Raw genomic sequence first — 17,074 nt, 5'->3', positions numbered from 1 at the left:
ATATCTAATGCAAAAAATAAAGCAGCACTTGCTATATGCAAGTGCTGCAAAATTTATGAATGAGGGGGAGGAATAAAGAGTATTAGCACTAATTTACCAATAATCCTTGTAATGTAATTATATACAAAAATCATGAATAATGGTATAGCAAAACCCCATTTGTTACAACAAATTTACAAGTTACAATATTTTTCAACATCCACTTCCTTGAATCTGTTCCAAAAGCTTGTCAAACAACCTATACATATATTTCTGTTCTTGGATTATATGCTCTATAAGAGTCTGCCATACTCTATCCTCCCTACCTACATCTTCTAGCTCCTCATACAGCCTTATAGCTTCTCTATCAAGCTGCAGAAACCTTCTGCACAGTTCAATAACCCTCATCTTTGAATTAGGTAGTACATAATATGAAAAATTATAATTTTGTCTGTATAAATTTCTAACTCTTCTGTTCAGAACTGAAAATCTTCTGTTTATATCATTCAAACCTAGGACCAATTCTTCCGTAAGTTTTTTATCTGTCAGCTCTGCTACAGTCTTTAAGAATATGGGATGTTCACTGGATATTTCTGTCCATATATTGAGTTCATTGATAACACAATTGATGCCTGTAACTACCGCTAAACAATACATAAAGACCCTCCTTCAGAACTTATTAAAAAAAGATTATTTATTACTAAATATATGATTGAGAATTAAAAATATTAGAACTGGACAAAATGAGCAATATTTATGATTTAAATAATAATCTGAAAAAATAATACATATATGATAAAATAAGATATAATCAAAATTGGAAAGGGGTTGAAAGCTATGGGAGAAATGATTAGAGTTTCTCTAGACAATGGCCGGGCTTACCAATATCCCAAATCCACAAATTTGCTAAAGATTGCAGAGGATGTACAACATGAATACAAGCATAGGATCCTGGGTGCTATAGTCAATAATAACCTTAGAGAATTGGCATATGCTTTGGAAGAGGACTCAAATGTTAAGTTTGTGGATATCACTTCTTCCTATGGAAATAGATTTTACACGAGAAGCCTGAGCTTTTTATTCATAATAGCTGCTAAGGAAGTACTGAAGGGCTGCAAGGTTGCGGTGGAGCACTCATTAAGTAAAGGCTTATATTGTGAGATACATAACTCTGATCCCCTGAATGAAGAATTAGTAAAAAAAATTGAAGAGAAAATGAGAGAAATAGCAGATAAAGATTTACCTTTTGTTAAGAGAAAATACTCAAAATCTGAAGCCGAAAAGCTTTTTTCTCAGACTAGCCAATATGATAAGCTGGAGCTTTTAGAACACAGAAAAAAGGATTCTATCAATATATATAGCTGCATGGATTATCATGATTACTTCTATGGTTATCTTGTTCCTTCTACAGGTTACTTGGATAAATTCGAATTATTATACTACCCACCAGGAGTTGTGTTGCGATTCCCAACAAGAGATAACCCGAGAGAAATACCCGAGTTTTATGATCAGCCGAAGCTCTTCAGTATTTATCGAGAGTTTGAAGAGTGGGGTAAGATAATGGAGATAGAAAATATAAGTCAGTTAAATGACTATATATTAAAGGGTAAGATAAATGATCTTATTTTGATAGCAGAAGCTCTACATGAAAAGAAACTAGCCCAAATTGCAGATAGCATATGTTCTTCCAAAGAGAAGAAAAAACTCATACTAATATCCGGACCATCTTCTTCTGGAAAGACCACATTTACTCAAAGATTGTCCATACAATTAAAGGTAAACGGACTGAAAACAGTAGCCATATCCATTGATGATTTTTTCAAAAACAGAGAGGATACACCAAAGACTCCTGAAGGGGAATATGACTTCGAAACCATTGAAGCCATAGACATTGATTTGTTCAATGAACTTATAAACAAGCTTATAGCAGGTGAAGAAGTGGAACTTCCTTATTTTAATTTCCACACCGGTAGTCGAGAATGGAGAGGAAGAAGGCTTAAAATATCCGATGAGCATGTGCTTCTTGTGGAAGGCATACATGGATTAAACGAGAGGCTGACTCAGCACATTGACGATAAAAAGAAATACAAGATATACATTAGCCCTCTTACCCATCTAAATGTGGATAATCATAACAGAATACCTACTTCAGACCTGAGATTGATAAGAAGAATGGTCAGGGATTATCAATTCCGTTCAACCGATGCACTGACAACCATTAGAAGATGGGATTCTGTGAGAAGCGGAGAGGATAAATATATTTATCCATATCAGGAAGCAGCGGATATAATGTTTAACTCATCCTTGGTATACGAGCTTAGCATACTTAAGAATATAGCTATGCCTCTACTGCAGAAAATTGACAAGACCATGGTTGAATATGTGGAGGCCAAAAGGCTCATAAAATTCCTGGACTACCTGCTGCATGCGGATGCAAAGTTTGTACCTAATAATTCTATACTTAGAGAATTTATTGGCAATAGTTGCTTTCACGTATAAGAAAAAAATAGGTTTAGGGAGGGTAGTTTATCATGGATCTTGTTCACCTCTTACAGGTATATAATGATGTAGAAGCGGATATAGTAGAGGGATTTCTTAAAGAGTGCGGTATTGTTTCCATGAGAAAGTATAAAGGAATTAAGGGGTATATGAAGGTGATAATGGGCACAACATTGGGAGTGGATATTTTCGTAAAGCCTGAAGACTATGAGCAAGCTAAGGAGATATTGGAAAGCATAAATCTCAATGAAGAATATTCAGACTATCCCAGCAACTACGAAGAGTAAAAGGTGTATGTCAAGTATGCCGGAAAACGGAGGGTAGAAAATGTTTGATGTTATGGGCTTTATCTCAGAACTGGAAAAGGAATGCTCTGATTTTAAGAGAAACCTGAACCACATGGATGCGGAAGAACAGATGGGTTTAATAAAGCTGGCTTGTTCTCATATTTATCCACAGGATGAGTTGATTGAAGAACTGCTTCAATCTAAGAAAGACAACAGAAGCTTAGTAGTAAAGTTCGGCATGGACCCAATGGATACTGATATCATGATAGATCACATGGTACCTATAGTTCTTCTCAGCAAATTGCAGAGGATGGGTCATAAAATCGTGTTTTTGATAGGAGATTTTACGGCTCTTATAGGTGATCCATCGGACTCAAGTATTAAGCAGAAAAAACTTAATAAGAAGAAGATAGAAGCCAATGTAAAAAATCTGAAGAAGGATTTATCTCGATTCATTGAAACTACTAAAATTGATATGCCTTTCAATAGCTCCTGGCTTAATGAATTAAAGCTACCGGATCTTATGGAAGTAATGATGAATTTGGAGGTTTCCTCTACACTAAATCGAGAAGATTTCAGAAAAAAGCTTAGTAATGATGAAGAGGTATCTTATGCCGAGTTGATGTATTCCTTGATGATGGGATTTGACACACTGCAGATTAAACCTGATTTGGAACTGGGAAGAGAAGATCAATTTGATAATTTGCACATGTGCAGAAGGATGATGGAAGCAAAGGGAATGAAGCCTGAGGTTATTATGACTACATATGCACTGCCACAGGGTAATATATTTTCAATAGATGAGGATCCTGTAAATATTTTTCATAAGATTGGGAAGCTTGAGGACAGATATGTCCTGCTTTGGTACAAGCTTCTGACTGAAATCACTCCTGCTACTGCCATGGAATTGGAAAGAGCTATATACAACAGTTATGTAAATATGGAGACAATCAAAGAAGTACTGGCCAGAATAATAGTGAGCAAACTCTATGGTGAAGAAGAAAGCAAACTGGCTTATATTGAATATATAAAGGACATAGTAAAAAACTCACCAACTAAAGAAATTAGAATGATACATGGAAGCAAGATGACAATAGGAGAGTTTATTGCAGCATCAACAGATTTTACATTACCGGAAGCGGAAGACATGGTAAGGACAGGAGGAGCCAGGGCTTTAAGCTGTGATGGAGGTTGTCTAACATATGTATTGAATAGCGATGCAGATATAAGCACCATATTTTTTGATAAATTTTATATAATTGTTGGAGATAAGCTTGTCCTGAGGATTACAAAATAATATTAACAGATAATCAAAATATTACACTCATATATTTTGCTCCTGAGCAAAAAATATTATAGATTTAATGTAACAAGGGGTGAATATATGAAATATATAAAGAACAAGCTTACTATTATGTTCATCATACTTGGTATTACTGTTATTTTTTCTGGCTGTATCAATAGAAGAATGCCAGATAATACCTATGATAATAATAGAAAAGATAGTGGAAGTTATAGCCCCGAGCTTGGAACTCCGGCAACAGAAGCAGATAATATTGCACAGGCAGTAAGCAAGATTCCTGGCATTAAGAATGTGACCGCAGTTACCAATGGAAATATAGCATATATAGGAGTTAATTTGGATACAGATAGCGGAATAGATAATACTTCTGAAATTCAGCAAATAAAAGAGGAAGTAGCCAATACAGCAAGAAGCGTGGATTCAGATATAGACACAGTATATGTTAGCGCAGATGCAGATTTTATTCAAAAGATAACGAGAATATCAAATGATATAAGAAATGGCAAGCCTGTTGAAAGTTTCAGGGATGAGCTTGATAGAATTGTTAAAAGAGTAACACCTGAGAAACAGTAATAGGAAATGAAGAACATGAATTAAATATACTAGAAAAACTAAGATCTAGGACATGATTTCCTTAGGTCTTAGTTTTTTTAAATATATTTTTATTACAAATAATATACGAAATTATATATATTATGCTTGATATTTAACAAACAATTGTTGTATGATATAAGTATACAAAGTATTTATTTGGAGGGGTTGCAATGGATAAAGAGGAAGCAGTAATAAGTATTCATAAGCTGAACTATGTATATCTTGCTATGAATAAATGCTTAATAGATGATTGGGAGAAGATAGTTCAAATGGGAGGGCTTACATATCCTCAATCAAAACTTCTGATAATACTGAGAGAAAACGGTGAATGTACAATGTCAATGATAGCAGAAAAAGGTCTTTGGCATATGTCAACAGTAACTGAACTTGTAAACAGAATGGAAAAGGAAGGCTATGTGAAAAAACAAATAGATCACATAGATAAGCGTGTGGTCAAAGTTCATATAACACAACAAGGTATTGATGTGCTTGACAATACAAAGAAATTATATTATAAATATTCTGATGCATTCAATGCTTTGTTGGATATGGATAAAAAAGAATTGGATAAAGCTTTTGATACCATTGCTAAAATATGCAGAGGTATAAAACATGTAACAGGACCATGTCCTCTGTCTATGGCATTGGAGAAAGTGGAGAATCCTACATGTAATTGCATCGAGGTTATGAAAAGCGTTTGGTGAGGAGTGAGGAATTATGAAACCAAAGGTATTAAAAAAAGGAGATACTATAGGTTTGATAGCGCCATCAAGCTCAGTTCCGGAAAGTAAAGCCAAGGCTTGTATAGAGTGGGTGAAGTCTGCCGGATATAATGTTAAATGGGGTGAATCCATATTTCAATCTAGAGGATATCTGTCAGGAAGTGATGAGCTAAGAGCACATGATATAAACATGATGTTCGGTGATAAGGAAGTAGATGCTATATTCTGCATAAGAGGCGGATATGGCACTATGAGGATTCTTGATATGATTGACTATGACTTAATAAAAAATAACCCTAAAATATTTATAGGTTATAGCGACATTACAACCCTTCATACTGCATTTTTGCAAAAGACTGGTTTGATAACATTTCATGGACCTATGGTAGCTAGTTTTGCCAAAAAGGGATTGGACAAACTAAGCAAAGACTATTTTGATAGAGCATTGATGAATCCAGAGCCTTTGGGAGACATAATCAATCCACCGGATGTTCCAATAAGAGCATACAATGGAGGAGCTGCAACAGGTAAAATAGTTGGGGGAAATCTTTCCCTCCTTGCAGATACTATGGGCACACCCTATGAGATAGATACAAAGGGCAAAATACTTCTCATAGAAGAAGTGGGAGAAAGACCCTATAATCTTGATAGGATGCTTTTGCAGCTTAAGCTTGGAGGAAAATTTGAGGATGCTGTTGGTATTGTTATCGGAGATTGGGCAGATTGTGAACCGGAGGAAGGAGAGGAAAGCCTGACAATTGACGAAGTCATTGAAGATATTGTTGTGCCCTGCGGCAAGCCTATACTCTCAGGGTATAAGATTGGACACTGTTCACCAAATATCACCATACCTATAGGTGTTGAAGCCCATATAGATTGTGAAAACATGCGATTTGCAATTACTGAAGCAGCAGTTGTATAAATAAAAAGCAATGGGAAGCAAAAACAACCGTCCCCATTGCTTTTTTTATAACTGATTCAGTACCTCGTCTACAGCCTCAGTCAAAATTGGATCCAGGGTTTTTGCCTTTTCTAATTCTTCTTTTCCTCTATTTATATCTCCTGTTTCTACATATAATAAACCTCGTAAATAATGACCTCGAGGAGCATCCAATGCTATTATGTCATCAGCATAATCAAAAGCCTCTGTATACTTATCCTGAGAAGCAGTTGCCACAACTAATGACCATAGAGTTCTCAGTCTTATATAGTTATCCTTTGGCTTCAGGCTTAAAATTTCTTTACCCAATTTATCAGCTTCCTTATAAGAACCTTCAGATATAAGTCTATCTAATTCTTCAACCTTTATTATGGACAGGTTTTGGGGATTGTTGAATCCATAGATAAGGGAAGAGGCAAGAACAAAAAGTGTGATAATAATGAAAACAGGTCTTCTCAACCACTTTAAGGATGTACCTTTTAATTTTACAATTCCGGCTGCCAGAAAGCCCCCCAATAATCCTCCTAAGTGCGCAAAATTATCTATTCCTGGTTGAGTGAACCCATAGACAATATTTATGATTATGGTGATTATTATATTATGGCCAAAATAACCTCTGAAAAGTCTGGGATTTTCAACACCGAAATATAAAAGGGCTCCAAGGAGACCAAATATGGAACCGGAGGCGCCTACACCGGGATTAGGAGAAAATATAAAGCTTATTATATTGCCAAAGATTCCTGCCAATAGATATATTACCATGAATTTACCATGACCATACAATCTTTCCGCAAGGCTTCCGACCCAATACAAAGAATAGCAGTTAAGGAGCAAATGCATGATGCTTGCATGCAGAAAGATGGGAGTGACAAAGCGCCAGTATTGACCTGACATTATATCAAGATTTACTTTAGCTCCAAAAATATATAGTGCTTCATTAAAATCTATACCTGTCAAAGCTGAATAAACAGTTATGGCTATATATATTGCAGCATTAATAATGATAAGCCAAGTAGTTAAAGTTGCTTTTGGAGGCTCTACATATATTATTTCGTTTGTATCTTCAAATCTATTTTCCATGTCATCCATAAAAACTTCCTCCAATACTTTTATTATGTTTTACTTTATATCATGTAATAATAATAATCAATATAAATTCAATGATTAATGATATAGTTTAGTAGGATGAAATTATGTTTATCATATAGTAATATATATATGGACAATAGTTATGATGAATAATTAAGATTATGAGTATGCTTTTAAGAATAAATTGGAAATAATAAATTGTACGAAGAAAGGGACAATAGAAGAAACAATGTAGAAAAAATAGCAAAAATGCTTGATATGGACTTCCATTGTGTTATAATAAAGTGGTCAAACTGGGATTATTATTTTATTGTTTAAATTTAGTTTATATATAAGGAGGATACCGATGAGCTCTAAATTAGAAAAATTAGAAAAAAACGTTGCTACATTAGAAATAACAGTTTCAGCAGAAAAGCTGGAGGAAGGAATAGCAAAAGCATATATAAAAAATGTTAAGAAGTTTAATTTGCCCGGTTTTAGAAAGGGAAAAGCACCAAGAAAGCTTATTGAGAAATATTATGGTGAAGGAGTATTTTATGAGGACGCCATAAACGAAGTGTGTCCTGATGCTTATAATGAAGCAGTAAAGGAACATGATCTTCACCCGGTTGATAGACCCACTATAGATATAATAGATATTGAAAGTGGAAAGGGAATAGTATTCAAAGCAGAAGTCACTGTAAAACCAGAAGTTCAACTGGGAGATTACAAGGGAATAGAAGTTGAGAAAAAAGAGTATAATGTTACAGATGATGATATTTCTAAGGAATTGGAAATTCTCAGAGACAAGAATGCCAGAATAATTGATGTCACTGACAGACCTGTTAAAATGGGAGATATAACAACCATAGATTTCAAAGGTTTTGTCAATGATGAACAATTTGAAGGCGGTACAGCAGAAAACTATAAGTTGGAAATCGGTTCAGGTCAATTCATACCAGGTTTTGAAGAACAGTTGGTAGGAGCAACCATAGGCAATGAAGTTGATGTAAATGTCACATTCCCTGAAGACTATAGAGCTGAGGAATTAGCAGGCAAACCAGCTCTTTTTAAGGTTACTGTAAAAGAGATCAAAGAAAAGGAATTGCTGCCTTTAGATGATGAATTTGCAAAAGATGTAAGCGAATTTGATACCCTAGATGAGTTAAAAGAAGACATAAAGAAGAAAAAGACTGAAGAAGCAGAGAGAATTGCTAAGAGTGAGTATGAAAACAATGTTATCAAAAAGGTTGTTGAAAATGCCGAAGTTGACATTCCAGATGTAATGATAGATAATCAGGTTGAATCAATGCTTAATGATTTTGATTATCAGCTTAGATATCAAGGTTTGGATTTAAATTCATATATGAAATATATGAACATAGGCTATGAGGAGATGAAAGAATCCTATAAAGATACTGCTAGGGATCGAGTTAAGACTCAACTTGTGTTAGAAGCCATTACTAAGGCAGAAAGCATTGAAGTTACAGAAGAAGAACTGGAAGAAGAGATTGAAAAGACTGCAAAACAGTACAATCAAGATGTTGAAAAGTTTAAAAAGGCATTAAAGGAAAGAGATATTGAGTATATCAAAGAAGGATTAGAGGTACAAAAAACCATCGACTTTTTAGTCAATAACAGTGTTAGCAAATAGCGATATACATTGGTAAGGAGGTTTTTTTATGAGTCTAGTTCCTATAGTAGTAGAGCAAACTAATAGAGGGGAAAGATCCTATGATATTTATTCAAGACTGTTAAAGGATAGGATAGTTTTCCTAGGTGATGAGGTCAATGATGTAACCGCTTCTTTGGTTGTTGCGCAGTTGCTATTTTTGGAAGCAGAGGATCCTGAAAAGGATATTAATCTTTATATTAACAGCCCAGGTGGATCAATAACTGCAGGCATGGCAATATATGATACAATGCAATTTATAAAGCCTGATGTTTCAACCATATGTATCGGTATGGCTGCAAGTATGGGAGCATTCCTGCTGGCTGCAGGTACCAAGGGTAAAAGATTTGCATTGCCAAATAGCGAAATAATGATACATCAACCCCTAGGCGGTGCAAGAGGTCAGGCTACTGATGTTATAATTCATGCTGAAAGACTTATAAGGACCAAAAAGACATTAAATAGAATTTTAAGTGAAAAGACCGGCCAACCCTTGGAAAAGGTTGAAAAAGACGTGGAGAGAGATTATTTCATGTCATCAGAGGAGGCTAAGGCTTACGGTATAATTGACGACATTCTAATAAAGAGAAAGTAAAAGAGGTGTATGTATGGCCAAATTTGAGGATAAGAAACAGCTCAAATGCTCCTTTTGCGGTAAGAATCAGGATCAGGTCAGGAGACTTATTGCGGGACCAGGAGTTTATATTTGTGATGAATGCATAGAGCTTTGCCAAGAAATTATTGATGAAGAATTCGAGGATGAAGTAGATTTAGATGTTAAAGATGTACCTAAACCTGCGGACATTAAGGATTTCCTGGACAAATATGTAATAGGGCAAGACGAAGCAAAAAAATCAATGGCTGTAGCAGTGTATAACCACTACAAGAGGATAAATTCTGATGATAAATACGATGATGTAGAGCTTCAAAAAAGCAATATTGTACTGATTGGGCCCACAGGTTCCGGCAAGACTCTATTAGCTCAGACTTTGGCCAAAATGCTTAATGTGCCTTTTGCCATTGCTGACGCCACTTCTCTTACGGAAGCTGGATATGTAGGTGAAGATGTAGAGAACATATTGCTTAAACTTATTCAAAATGCAGATTATGATATCGAAAGAGCAGAAAAGGGCATAGTTTATATAGATGAGATTGATAAGATTGCCAGAAAATCTGAGAATCCTTCCATTACAAGGGATGTATCAGGCGAAGGTGTTCAACAGGCTCTTCTTAAAATACTAGAGGGTACTGTAGCCAGTGTACCGCCTCAAGGCGGGAGAAAACATCCTCATCAGGAATTTATTCAGATTGACACCACAAACATATTGTTTATATGTGGGGGAGCCTTTGATGGATTAGATAAGATTATTATGAATAGAACAGGAAAAAAATCCATGGGCTTTGTGGCTGATATTCAATCCAAAGGCAGCAAGGATGTTGGAGAAATATTAAAGAATATACTCCCTGAAGATTTGCTGAAATTCGGTCTTATACCCGAGTTTGTAGGCAGACTTCCCATCATTGTTACACTAAATTCCCTTGATGAGGAAGCTCTAGTTCAGATATTGAAGGAGCCTAAAAACGCACTTGTTAAACAGTACAAAAAACTGTTTGAAATGGATAATGTGGATTTGGAGTTTGAAGATGAAGCATTGAAGGAAATAGCAAAGCTTGCGCTTGAGAGAAAGACGGGAGCCAGAGGACTTAGAGCTATTTTGGAAGACATTATGCGTGATGTTATGTATGATATACCCTCAAGAGATGATGTGGATAAATGCATAATATCCAAGGAAACCATTTTAGAACACAAACAGCCAGAAATAGTATATCTGGAACCTGGCACCAAAAAGACTCCGAAAAAGCAAAATAAAAGAAGCGGTAAACCCAAAAGGGAAACAGCTTCATAAAACGATATATGATACAAAAACCATCGAAATCTCAGCATTTCGGTGGTTTTTCTTTATGAAGTCATCAATGCCATTATTATCTCGCAAACAGCAAAAGGACATATAAGGAATCCTCTAGATAATGCATCTAATTTCGCATATACCTATTCTATTTTACTACGTATCGAAGCACTTTATAAAAAAGCCGTGCACTTCAGTGTTTTTAGTGGTTTCAAATAAATTTTAATGAAATTTTTAGCAGTAACAAATCTACAGGATAAAAAAAACCATAGAATCCAATAATATTAATGACAGCTAATCAATTGTGAGGGAGGCAAAAAACATGTCTCAAGTTTTATTTTTTGTACAGCTGTTCTTTCTTCTGGTAATGGGTTTATATTTTTTCAATATGCTTAAAGGACAGCAAGGAAACAAAGTTGTAGTGGAGAAAGAATCAAAAAAAGAGTTGGAAAAATTACAAAAGATGAGGGAAATTAAGCTTACTAAGCCCCTTTCAGAACTTACCAGACCCTCAAGCTTTGAAGATATTGTGGGTCAAGAAAATGGCATAAAATCCTTGAAGGCTGCCTTATGCAGCCCCAATCCGCAGCATGTGATAATATATGGCCCTCCTGGAGTAGGTAAAACTGCAGCAGCCAGACTTGTTTTGGAAGAAGCTAAAAGAACCAAAAACAGCCCCTTCAGAATGGATGCCAAGTTTATAGAAATAGATGCCACAACCGTCAGATTTGATGAAAGAGGAATCGCAGACCCACTTATTGGCTCAGTTCACGATCCTATATATCAAGGAGCAGGGGCAATGGGGCAGGCAGGCATACCTCAGCCAAAACCAGGGGCTGTAACAAAAGCCCACGGTGGTGTGCTCTTTATAGATGAAATAGGGGAGCTTCATCCTATTCAAATGAATAAGCTGCTTAAAGTGTTAGAGGACAGAAAAGTATTTCTGGAAAGCGCATACTATAATTCTGAAGACCCGCATATACCCTTTCATATTCATGACATATTTCAAAACGGGCTACCTGCAGATTTCAGGCTAATAGGAGCTACAACCAGAGGCCCTGAATCAATACCTCCTGCTCTCAGATCCAGATGTCTTGAGATATACTTTAAGGCCTTAAGCCCTGATGAGATAAAGAAGGTATGTGAGAATGCCATGAAGAAAATATCCTTTGACATGGAAAAGGGTGTTCCTGATGTCATAGCAAAATATGCAACTAATGGTAGGGAAGCAGTTAATATCATTCAAACAGCAGTAGGTATAAACATCAATGAGGGTCGAAATAAAGTTCTGGTAAGAGATATAGAATGGGTTATCAATAGTGGTCAATATAACCCGCGACCGGAGAAAAAAATATGCCAGGAACCTCAGGTAGGATATGTCAATGGATTGGCTGTATATGGGCCAAACATGGGAACAATATTGGAGATAGAGGCATCAGTTTCACCTGCAGATAAAGGAAAAGGTAAGCTTACAGTTACAGGTATAGTAGATGAAGAGGAAATTGGCTCCAATGACGGCAAAAAGATAAAAAGAAAGAGCATGGCAAAATCCTCTGTGGAAAATGTATTGACAGTGATGAAAAAGTACTTAGATGTGAACCCATCGGACTTTGATATCCACTTGAATTTTCCTGGAGGAGTGCCGGTAGACGGCCCTTCAGCGGGCATAGCTGTTGCAGTGGCTGTATATTCAGCTATAACTGATACCCCGGTAGATAATAATATAGCAATGACCGGTGAAATATCAATAAGGGGAAAGGTTATCCCGGTAGGAGGCATAGTGGCAAAAGTCGAAGCTGCAAAGGCTGCCGGTGGAAAGAGAGTCATAATACCAAAGGAGAATTACCAGGATATCCTGAATAGTATTGGAATAGAGGTAATACCTGTAGAGGATATAAAGGAAGTTATAGAAGTAGCCCTTAAGAATGGTAAGCAAAGGATCAAACCTCTCACTGCCATACCGGATACCGGTTTGTTAGCAGCTAATGGAGTAAAGCCTATGCAAAACAATGCTAATATTACTTCGATACAGTAAATTATCAGGGTATATTGGAGAAAGAGAGATGATCCTTGGAAGATTGTGAGGCCCCATTGCTTTTCGAGGTAGTATGGGGTCTCCTTCTTTTGAATCATACTTTCTTGTGGTTAAAAAATGGTTGCTTTAAACAATTTATAAATATATAATATACTAGACATGGGGGAAGAAAATTATTACAACATAATCATTATACAGGAGTGATCGTTATGTCGAGCAACATTAAAAGGCTGCCTCTCCTTCCTCTAAGAGGGCTAAGCATATTCCCATATATGGTTCTTCACTTTGATGTAGGCAGAGAAAAATCCATAAAGGCATTGGAAGAGGCCATGATAAATGATCAGCTTATATTCCTTGTAACACAGATGGATGCAAATACGGATTTGCCTGAAGAAGACGACTTCTACAGAGTAGGGACTATATCAAAAGTAAAACAGCTATTGAAACTTCCTGGAGATACCATCAGAGTTTTGGTAGAAGGGATATCCAGAGCAGAAATACATTCGATAGTATCCGATGAACCCTTTTTTCTTGCAGATGTAGTTGAGCATAGCAATGATATAGATGAGGAAGATTCGGAAATCCAGGCATTGAAGAGAAGCGTTACAGATGCCTTTGAAGAATATGTTAAACTAAATCCTAAAATCGCACCGGAAATACTTGTTACAATTTCTACAGTTGAGGATGCTGATAGGCTTGCCGATATCATAGCCTCAAATATGACTATAAAAATAGAGGAAAAGCAAAATATACTAGCGAAATTTGATGTAAAAGACAGGCTGGAGAACCTTTATTCTGTTATAGTAAAGGAACTTGATATCCTTGAACTGGAGAGAAAAATTAATAACAGAGTAAGGAAGCAGATAGATAAGACACAAAAGGAATACTATTTAAGGGAACAGTTGAAGGCTATTCAAAAGGAATTGGGAGATAAAGACGGTTTTGAAGAGGATATAGAAGAGTACAAGGATAAAATGTCCAAGCTGGAGCTGCCTGAAGAGGTAGTAAATAAGGTTGAAAAGGAAATAGACAGGCTTAGCAAGATGTCACCGGGTTCACCGGAGTCTGGAGTAATTCGTACTTACCTGGACTGGATTTTTGATTTGCCTTGGAATAATGAGACAGAAGATAATCTTGATATAAAAAATGCAAGAAAAGTTCTTGATGAAGATCATTATGGCTTGAAGAAAGTTAAGGAAAGGGTATTGGAATATTTGGCCATAAGAAGACTTTCTAACAATATGAAAGGACCTATACTATGCCTTGTAGGACCTCCTGGTGTAGGTAAGACCTCAATAGCCAAATCTATTGCCCGAGCCATGGGAAGAAAATTTGTAAGGATGTCCCTTGGTGGGGTACGAGATGAAGCAGAAATCAGGGGACACAGAAGAACTTATATAGGGGCTATACCTGGAAGAATCATATATTATATGAAACAAGCAGGCACTAAGAATCCTTTATTTCTATTAGATGAGATAGACAAGATGAGCAGCGATTTCAGAGGAGATCCGGCTTCCGCTTTGTTGGAGGTTTTAGATGCAGAGCAAAATAAGGATTTCAGGGATCATTATCTTGAGCTACCCTTTGACTTATCCAAGGTAATGTTCCTGACAACGGCAAACACTACAGAAACCATACCGGCACCGTTGCTGGACAGGATGGAGATAATCCATCTATCTGGTTATACAGAGGAAGAAAAGTTGAACATCGCAAGCAAATATCTCCTGCCTAAGCAGATTAAGGAACATTCACTGGAGCCTGACAACATATCCATTTCCGAGGCAGCCATAAGGGATATAATAAACAAATATACCAGAGAATCCGGCGTAAGAAGTCTGGAGAGGGAACTGGCAAAGGTTATCAGAAAAGCTGCCACAGAAATTGTTGAAAAGAATAAGAAAACTGTAAGAATCAATCCGGGAAACCTGAAAAAATTCCTGGGAATACCCAGATACAGATTTGATGTAGCTAATTTGAAAAATGAAGTTGGAGTTGTGACTGGTCTTGCATGGACTCCTGTAGGTGGTGACACATTGTTTATCGAAGTCACTACTATGCCTGGAACTGGAAAGCTGGAGCTCACAGGACATTTGGGAGATGTGATGAAGGAGTCAGCAAAGGCAGGTCTTAGCTATATTCGCTCCAAGGCAGATAAACTTGGCATAGATAAGGATTTCAGCAAAAACCTTGATATACATGTCCATGTGCCTGAAGGCGCAATACCCAAGGATGGGCCTTCTGCAGGAATAACTATGGCTACTGCTTTAATCTCTGCCCTAACTAACATACCTGTCAGGAAGGATGTGGCCATGACAGGAGAAATTACTTTGAGAGGTAGAGTCTTGCCTATAGGCGGCTTAAAAGAGAAGGCTTTAGCAGCCAACAGAGCAGGAATAAAGAAAGTTATCCTTCCTAGAGAAAATGAGAAGGATTTGGAGGAAATCCCCGCCAATGTAAAGAAAACCTTGGAATTCATATTAGTTGAAAATATGGATGAAGTACTGGAGCAGGCTCTGTACAGAGGTGAGGAAAATGATAATTAAGGATTGCAGATTTTTGATCAGTGCTGTTTCAAGCAGCCAATACCCAGAAGGAGACCTGCCGGAGATAGCTTTCGCCGGCAGGTCCAATGTGGGAAAATCTTCTTTGATTAACTCTCTTTTAAATCGTAAAAAGCTTGTAAAGGTTAGCTCTAATCCGGGGAAAACCAGAACCATCAACTTTTTTATGATTAACGAAGAACTGGTTTTGGTGGATCTTCCCGGCTATGGATACGCGGCGGTTTCAAAAGCTGAAAAACTGAAATGGGCTTCCATGATAGAAGAATACCTTATAAACAGGGAGAATCTTAAATCTGTTGTGCTTTTGGTAGACATACGGCACAAGCCTACCTCAGATGATAAGATGATGTATGATTTCATAAAGCATTATAGAGGAAGGGTAATAGTCGTAGCAACAAAGAGAGATAAAATAAGTAATAATGCTTTATTTAAAAATATAAAGATAATTAAAGAGACTCTAGGAACCGATGAAAGAGATATAATTATACCCTATTCTTCAGAAAACCATAGTGGAAGAGAAGAACTCTGGGAAGAAATGGTGAGGTCTATACAAGAATCGTAGGTTTATTCTTTGTTTTATTGAGGAGGGGGACTCTTGGATGCAACTCGTTATATAGTATATATCTTTGTATTTCTGATAGTAAACACACCAATTTATCTTCAGTTATACAGAGTTTTTCTCAAGGATAAGAAAACCTTTGTAATTATCATCCTTACTATTTTATACTGGTTTGGAGCAGTTTTTACAGAGAATTTTATACCATTTATTGTGGTATTGCTGCTTCTATATAGCTATCATCTCATTGGAAATGAAGGCGAGAGCTATATGAGGGACATTAATGTATGGAGATTTGATATAAGCAGCATATTGAATGTTACTGTTATGACATTGATTGTAAAGACGCTCCTTACAATAGTAAATGCTATATATGTCAATATATTAGATTTCTTTATAAAGAGTGAGGTTCAGCCCCAGGAGGTTGTTATGGATTTTTACGAATCCAGTTCCTGGGTCAGGTTTATTTTGTTTTTTATCATTGTGATCTTTGCACCCTTTGTAGAAGAGTATGTTTTTAGATATTTTCTATATGACAAGATTTTTCTGCCCAGAATGCCCAGAGCTTTTGCAGCATCTTTATCAGCAGCCATATTCACCATAGCTCACTATAATTTAAGCGGCATACCATCTTTTTTTGGATTAGCATTATTTTGTACCCGGATGTATGAGAAAAAAGGATACTTCGCTGCAGTGACGGCACATATGGCATTCAATCTCAGTACCGTATTACTGCTTATATTTGCAGATTTATAAAGAAACCAAGATATCCCCATCTTTGTAGATTCAAATATTCAATTTCACTTTTGACGAAGTAGATCCAACGATTGTTAAATTTACTAGGCAATAGTCGATGAGGGTGAAATAGAAGAAAGGATAGATAAAAGGACAGGTAGCTTAAAGCAAAAGATACCTGTCCAATCTATATCCTGGGCATTATTATAGAATACC

At 36.5% G+C, this 17,074-nt stretch carries 15 protein-coding genes; 13 read left to right on the top strand and 2 right to left on the bottom strand.

The annotated features are described in order from the left end of the window. Positions 1-192: 192 nt before the first annotated feature. Complete coding sequence (locus tag ACESM9_RS09530; protein ID WP_372997655.1) at positions 193-636, bottom strand: DUF2935 domain-containing protein; 444 nt, start codon at positions 634-636, stop codon at positions 193-195. A 180-nt stretch (positions 637-816) separates the two neighbouring features. Between ACESM9_RS09530 and ACESM9_RS09525 the strand changes: the two genes are divergently transcribed. The 6 genes from ACESM9_RS09525 (at position 817) to ACESM9_RS09500 (ending at position 6,306) form a co-directional block, all read left to right on the top strand. After that, positions 817-2,478, top strand: a complete 1,662-nt coding sequence (locus ACESM9_RS09525; protein ID WP_372997653.1) for a nucleoside kinase — start codon at positions 817-819, stop codon at positions 2,476-2,478. Positions 2,479-2,510: 32 nt separating this feature from the next. Continuing rightward, positions 2,511-2,765: a putative signal transducing protein gene (locus ACESM9_RS09520; protein ID WP_372997651.1), complete on the top strand. Its 255-nt coding sequence runs from the start codon at positions 2,511-2,513 to the stop codon at positions 2,763-2,765. Between the two features lie 40 nt (positions 2,766-2,805). Continuing rightward, the gene (gene tyrS, locus ACESM9_RS09515; RefSeq protein ID WP_372997649.1) at positions 2,806-4,062 is read left to right on the top strand and encodes a tyrosine--tRNA ligase; all 1,257 of its coding nucleotides are present in this window, start codon (positions 2,806-2,808) and stop codon (positions 4,060-4,062) included. Positions 4,063-4,149: 87 nt separating this feature from the next. Further along, on the top strand, positions 4,150-4,641 hold the full coding sequence (locus ACESM9_RS09510) for a YhcN/YlaJ family sporulation lipoprotein (RefSeq protein ID WP_372997647.1): 492 nt from the start codon (positions 4,150-4,152) through the stop codon (positions 4,639-4,641). 191 nt (positions 4,642-4,832) lie between these two features. Next, a complete protein-coding gene (locus tag ACESM9_RS09505; RefSeq protein ID WP_372997645.1) occupies positions 4,833-5,366 on the top strand; it encodes a MarR family winged helix-turn-helix transcriptional regulator in 534 nt (177 codons plus the stop codon). 13 nt (positions 5,367-5,379) lie between these two features. Then, positions 5,380-6,306, top strand: coding sequence for an LD-carboxypeptidase (locus tag ACESM9_RS09500; protein WP_372997643.1), 927 nt, complete (start codon positions 5,380-5,382; stop codon positions 6,304-6,306). Between the two features lie 45 nt (positions 6,307-6,351). Here the strand turns inward: ACESM9_RS09500 and ACESM9_RS09495 are convergent, their stop codons facing one another. Further along, positions 6,352-7,413: a rhomboid family intramembrane serine protease gene (locus ACESM9_RS09495; protein ID WP_372997641.1), complete on the bottom strand. Its 1,062-nt coding sequence runs from the start codon at positions 7,411-7,413 to the stop codon at positions 6,352-6,354. Between the two features lie 346 nt (positions 7,414-7,759). Between ACESM9_RS09495 and tig the strand changes: the two genes are divergently transcribed. The 7 genes from tig (at position 7,760) to ACESM9_RS09460 (ending at position 16,879) form a co-directional block, all read left to right on the top strand. Beyond that, complete coding sequence (tig, locus tag ACESM9_RS09490) at positions 7,760-9,046, top strand: trigger factor (protein WP_372997639.1); 1,287 nt, start codon at positions 7,760-7,762, stop codon at positions 9,044-9,046. Between the two features lie 28 nt (positions 9,047-9,074). Next, positions 9,075-9,659, top strand: coding sequence for an ATP-dependent Clp endopeptidase proteolytic subunit ClpP (gene clpP / locus ACESM9_RS09485; protein WP_372997637.1), 585 nt, complete (start codon positions 9,075-9,077; stop codon positions 9,657-9,659). A 13-nt stretch (positions 9,660-9,672) separates the two neighbouring features. Then, positions 9,673-10,971 carry an ATP-dependent protease ATP-binding subunit ClpX gene (gene clpX, locus ACESM9_RS09480; protein ID WP_372997635.1) on the top strand — a complete coding sequence of 433 codons (1,299 nt, stop codon included), beginning with the start codon at positions 9,673-9,675 and terminating at the stop codon, positions 10,969-10,971. Between the two features lie 322 nt (positions 10,972-11,293). After that, positions 11,294-13,006 (top strand): ATP-dependent protease LonB, encoded by a 1,713-nt coding sequence (lonB, locus tag ACESM9_RS09475; protein ID WP_372997633.1) that lies wholly within the window; start codon positions 11,294-11,296, stop codon positions 13,004-13,006. Positions 13,007-13,215: 209 nt separating this feature from the next. Further along, on the top strand, positions 13,216-15,549 hold the full coding sequence (gene lon, locus ACESM9_RS09470; protein WP_372997631.1) for an endopeptidase La: 2,334 nt from the start codon (positions 13,216-13,218) through the stop codon (positions 15,547-15,549). Then, positions 15,539-16,129 carry a ribosome biogenesis GTP-binding protein YihA/YsxC gene (gene yihA / locus ACESM9_RS09465; RefSeq protein ID WP_372997629.1) on the top strand — a complete coding sequence of 197 codons (591 nt, stop codon included), beginning with the start codon at positions 15,539-15,541 and terminating at the stop codon, positions 16,127-16,129. The genes lon and yihA overlap by 11 nt, the downstream gene beginning before the upstream one ends. A 33-nt stretch (positions 16,130-16,162) precedes the next feature. Beyond that, the gene (locus tag ACESM9_RS09460; protein WP_372997627.1) at positions 16,163-16,879 is read left to right on the top strand and encodes a CPBP family intramembrane glutamic endopeptidase; all 717 of its coding nucleotides are present in this window, start codon (positions 16,163-16,165) and stop codon (positions 16,877-16,879) included. The last annotated feature ends 195 nt before the right edge of the window (positions 16,880-17,074 follow it).

It is taken from the genome of Lutispora sp., from assembly GCF_041687175.1.
Classification (GTDB): domain Bacteria; phylum Bacillota; class Clostridia; order Lutisporales; family Lutisporaceae; genus Lutispora.
The sequence above is the reverse complement of the archived record's forward strand: the minus strand, read 5'-3'. Positions and strand labels throughout refer to the sequence as shown.